The sequence below is a fragment of the Chryseobacterium edaphi genome (assembly GCF_025628985.1).
GTDB classification, from domain to species: domain Bacteria; phylum Bacteroidota; class Bacteroidia; order Flavobacteriales; family Weeksellaceae; genus Chryseobacterium; species Chryseobacterium edaphi.
Genome location: NZ_JAOTEM010000010.1, coordinates 1 through 5,355, shown reverse-complemented (window position 1 = coordinate 5,355; position 5,355 = coordinate 1). Strand labels below are relative to the sequence as shown.

2 tRNA genes and 3 rRNA genes are annotated in these 5,355 nt (G+C 47.4%); all 5 read left to right on the top strand.

Features of this window, described 5'->3' with window-relative positions:
• Positions 1-80 precede the first annotated feature (80 nt).
• Positions 81-1,597, top strand: a 16S ribosomal RNA gene (locus NZ698_RS19425).
• Between the two features lie 231 nt (positions 1,598-1,828).
• Positions 1,829-1,902: transfer RNA gene (locus NZ698_RS19420), tRNA-Ile, on the top strand.
• A 91-nt stretch (positions 1,903-1,993) separates the two neighbouring features.
• A tRNA-Ala gene (locus NZ698_RS19415) sits at positions 1,994-2,067 on the top strand.
• Positions 2,068-2,222: 155 nt separating this feature from the next.
• Positions 2,223-4,983, top strand: a 23S ribosomal RNA gene (locus NZ698_RS19410).
• A 221-nt stretch (positions 4,984-5,204) separates the two neighbouring features.
• Positions 5,205-5,312, top strand: a 5S ribosomal RNA gene (gene rrf, locus NZ698_RS19405).
• The 16S, 23S and 5S rRNA genes sit together here with 2 tRNA genes alongside, the layout of an rRNA operon.
• Positions 5,313-5,355 lie beyond the last annotated feature (43 nt).

The window sequence follows — 5,355 nt, the reverse complement described above, 5'->3', positions numbered from 1 at the left end:
AGAGATCATTGAAAAATAGATATAACAACCAAGTAAGGAAAAACTAAAGCGTCAAAACTTTGAGTGAGTCAGACAAACATACAATGGAGAGTTTGATCCTGGCTCAGGATGAACGCTAGCGGGAGGCCTAACACATGCAAGCCGAGCGGTAGAGATTCTTCGGAATCTTGAGAGCGGCGCACGGGTGCGGAACACGTGTGCAACCTGCCTTTATCTGGGGGATAGCCTTTCGAAAGGAAGATTAATACCCCATAATATATCAGATGGCATCATTTGATATTGAAAACTCCGGTGGATAGAGATGGGCACGCGCAAGATTAGATAGTTGGTGAGGTAACGGCTCACCAAGTCAATGATCTTTAGGGGGCCTGAGAGGGTGATCCCCCACACTGGTACTGAGACACGGACCAGACTCCTACGGGAGGCAGCAGTGAGGAATATTGGACAATGGGTGAGAGCCTGATCCAGCCATCCCGCGTGAAGGACGACGGCCCTATGGGTTGTAAACTTCTTTTATACTGGGATAAACCTACTCTCGTGAGAGTAGCTGAAGGTACAGTATGAATAAGCACCGGCTAACTCCGTGCCAGCAGCCGCGGTAATACGGAGGGTGCAAGCGTTATCCGGATTTATTGGGTTTAAAGGGTCCGTAGGCGGACTCGTAAGTCAGTGGTGAAATCTCATAGCTTAACTATGAAACTGCCATTGATACTGCGGGTCTTGAGTAAAGTAGAAGTGGCTGGAATAAGTAGTGTAGCGGTGAAATGCATAGATATTACTTAGAACACCAATTGCGAAGGCAGGTCACTATGTTTTAACTGACGCTGATGGACGAAAGCGTGGGGAGCGAACAGGATTAGATACCCTGGTAGTCCACGCCGTAAACGATGCTAACTCGTTTTTGGGTTTTCGGATTCAGAGACTAAGCGAAAGTGATAAGTTAGCCACCTGGGGAGTACGTTCGCAAGAATGAAACTCAAAGGAATTGACGGGGGCCCGCACAAGCGGTGGATTATGTGGTTTAATTCGATGATACGCGAGGAACCTTACCAAGGCTTAAATGGGAATTGATCGGTTTAGAAATAGGCCTTCCTTCGGGCAATTTTCAAGGTGCTGCATGGTTGTCGTCAGCTCGTGCCGTGAGGTGTTAGGTTAAGTCCTGCAACGAGCGCAACCCCTGTCACTAGTTGCCATCATTCAGTTGGGGACTCTAGTGAGACTGCCTACGCAAGTAGAGAGGAAGGTGGGGATGACGTCAAATCATCACGGCCCTTACGCCTTGGGCCACACACGTAATACAATGGCCGGTACAGAGGGCAGCTACACAGCGATGTGATGCGAATCTCGAAAGCCGGTCTCAGTTCGGATTGGAGTCTGCAACTCGACTCTATGAAGCTGGAATCGCTAGTAATCGCGCATCAGCCATGGCGCGGTGAATACGTTCCCGGGCCTTGTACACACCGCCCGTCAAGCCATGGAAGTCTGGGGTACCTGAAGTCGGTGACCGTAACAGGAGCTGCCTAGGGTAAAACAGGTAACTAGGGCTAAGTCGTAACAAGGTAGCCGTACCGGAAGGTGCGGCTGGAACATCTCATTTTAGAGCGTCATTAGACGTTAAACAAAATTAGGACACTCTGTGTCCATGTACTTACTTTAAGAAAACGTTTTAGTTTTTTACTCGGTTGCTTATATTATAAAAATACAAAACCCACTAGAAATTAGTATCAGGGAAAGAGAGATTTTAGTTACAGAAGTTAGAGGTTAGATAATTAGAAGTTAGTATTAGAGCTGACAACTAAAAACCGACAACCGACAACTAAAAACATGAAGTCTCGTAGCTCAGCTGGTTAGAGCGCTACACTGATAATGTAGAGGTCGGCAGTTCGAGCCTGCCCGAGACTACTAATTTTGAGTACAGGAGTTTGAGAGTATTAGAGAGAATGAGTATAACGCTCAACCCCTCCAACACCATCACTCGCCAACTCAACTAGAGGGGGAATTAGCTCAGCTGGCTAGAGCGCCTGCCTTGCACGCAGGAGGTCAAGGGTTCGACTCCCTTATTCTCCACAGTTTTGTGAGTCTGATTTAAAAGTAAGATGGATAGAGCCAAAACAAATATCCATTTATCAGACAAGCAGAAAGAAATTAAGATCATTGACATTAACGGTAAAAATATCACAAAGAAAAAACCGAGCACTTACGAGTGCTTGAGTACCAATAGGAAAGAAATCGTTAAGGGCGTATGGCGGATGCCTAGGCTTTCAGAGGCGAAGAAGGACGCGGTAAGCTGCGAAAAGCTGCGGGGATCGGCACACACGAATTGATCCGCAGATGTCCGAATGGGGCAACCCGGCATGTTGAAGACATGTCACTCCGCAAGGAGAGCAAACCAGGAGAACTGAAACATCTAAGTACCCTGAGGAAAAGAAATCGAAGAGATTCCGTAAGTAGTGGCGAGCGAACGCGGATTAGCCCAAAAGTCTTTATATATTTAATAGAATGTTCTGGAAAGAACAGCCATAGAGGGTGATAGCCCCGTACATGAAAGGTATATTTAGATGATAAATGAGTAGGGCGGGACACGTGAAATCCTGTCTGAATATGGGGGGACCATCCTCCAAGGCTAAATACTCCTGAAAGACCGATAGTGAACAAGTACTGTGAAGGAAAGGTGAAAAGCACTTCGAATAGAAGGGTGAAATAGAACCTGAAACCGTACGCCTACAAGCGGTCGGAGCCCACAAGTTGGGTGACGGCGTGCCTTTTGCATAATGAGCCTACGAGTTAATGTTACTAGCGAGGTTAAGGACTTCAGGTCCGGAGCCGGAGCGAAAGCGAGTCTGAATAGGGCGCTTAGTTAGTAGTATTAGACGCGAAACCTTGTGATCTACCCATGGGCAGGTTGAAGCTTTGGTAACACAAAGTGGAGGACCGAACCGGTTGACGTTGAAAAGTCTTCGGATGACCTGTGGGTAGGGGTGAAAGGCCAATCAAACTGGGAGATAGCTCGTACTCCCCGAAATGCATTTAGGTGCAGCGTCGTGTATAAGTTTATTAGAGGTAGAGCTACTGATTGGATGCGGGGGAGTCAAATCCTACCAATTCCTGACAAACTCCGAATGCTAATAAATGTTCCACGGCAGTGAGGGCGCGGGTGCTAAGGTCCGTGTCCGAGAGGGAAAGAACCCAGACCAACAGCTAAGGTCCCCAAATCTCTATTAAGTTGAAGCAACGCGGTTGGACTGCATTGACAGCTAGGATGTTGGCTTGGAAGCAGCCATTCATTTAAAGAGTGCGTAACAGCTCACTAGTCGAGCGGTCCGGCATGGATAATAATCGGGCATAAATAGAGTACCGAAGCTATGGATTTACAACTTAAGAGTTGTATCTGGTAGGGGAGCATTCTGTTCGCACAGAAGCTGAGTCGTGAGGCTTGGTGGAGCGTACAGAAAAGAAAATGTAGGCATAAGTAACGATAAAGCGGGCGAGAAACCCGCTCACCGAAAGACTAAGGTTTCCTCAGCCATGCTAATCAGCTGAGGGTTAGTCGGGACCTAACGCGAACCCGAAAGGGGTAGTGGATGGACAATGGGTTAATATTCCCATACTTGCTCACACTAAAAAGGGGACGGAGTGCCGTACTTACTGGAGACTGACGGAATAGTCAAGACCTAGCCTTCGGGCGAAGTTGCTGTAAGGAAAGTGCTTCCAAGAAAAGCCGAAGTGAAGCAACCCGTACCAAAACCGACACAGGTAGTCGAGGAGAGAATCCTAAGGTGCTAGAGTGAATCATGGTTAAGGAACTAGGCAAAATAGTCTCGTAACTTCGGAAGAAGAGACGCCAGCAGCAATGCTGGCCGCAGTGAAGAGGCCCAGGCGACTGTTTATCAAAAACACAGGACTCTGCTAAATCGAAAGATGCTGTATAGGGTCTGACACCTGCCCGGTGCTGGAAGGTTAAGGAAGGGCGTTAGCAGCAATGCGAAGCGTTTGACTGAAGCCCCAGTAAACGGCGGCCGTAACTATAACGGTCCTAAGGTAGCGAAATTCCTTGTCGGGTAAGTTCCGACCTGCACGAATGGTGTAACGATCTGGGCACTGTCTCAACCATGAGCTCTGTGAAATTGTAGTAACGGTGAAGATGCCGTTTACCCGCAATGGGACGAAAAGACCCTGTGAACCTTTACTATAACTTCGTATTGACTTTGAGTAAGTAATGTGTAGGATAGGTGGGAGACTTTGAAGCAGGCACGCTAGTGTTTGTGGAGTCAACGTTGAAATACCACCCTTTACTTACTTGGAGCCTAACTTCTTTTAGAAGGACACTGCGTGGTGGGTAGTTTGACTGGGGTGGTCGCCTCCAAAAGAGTAACGGAGGCTTTCAAAGGTACCCTCAGCACGCTTGGTAACCGTGCGTAGAGTGTAATGGCATAAGGGTGCTTGACTGTGAGACCTACAAGTCGATCAGGTGCGAAAGCAGGACATAGTGATCCGGTGGTTCCGTATGGAAGGGCCATCGCTCATAGGATAAAAGGTACTCCGGGGATAACAGGCTAGTCTCCCCCAAGAGCTCACATCGACGGGGAGGTTCGGCACCTCGATGTCGGCTCGTCACATCCTGGGGCTGGAGAAGGTCCCAAGGGTTGGGCTGTTCGCCCATTAAAGTGGCACGCGAGCTGGGTTCAGAACGTCGTGAGACAGTTCGGTCTCTATCTATTGCGGGCGTTAGATGTTTGAGAGGGCTTGATTCTAGTACGAGAGGACCGAATTGAACAAACCTCTGGTGTATCAGTTGTTCCGCCAGGAGCACCGCTGAGTAGCTACGTTTGGAAGAGATAAGCACTGAAAGCATATAAGTGCGAAACTCGCCTCAAGATGAGACATCTTTTAAGGGTCGTTGGAGATGACGACGTTGATAGGCTACAGGTGTAAAGTTGGTAACAGCATAGCCGAGTAGTACTAATTACCCGTAGATTTATAGCCTATTACAGGTATAAGTATAATAATCATCAATGAGTAATCATTTAAAAAATTATAAACCTAACTCAAGCATCTTGTAAGTGCAAGCAAGGTTTTTTCTTTGTGACTGTTTTTATCGATTAAAATATGTAGAATGTACGAAAGTACAATGTACAGAGTAAAGCGAGACGCTACAATACTTTATACATGATACCACCATACATCCCTACGTTATATACAACCTTTAGGGTGGTTTTAGCGGTGGGGCTCACCTGTTCCCATTCCGAACACAGAAGTTAAGCCCACCAGCGCCGATGGTACTGCGAAAGCGGGAGAGTAGGTCGCCGCCAGTCTTTTTAAATCCTCAATCATTTATTTGATTGAGGATTTTTTTTG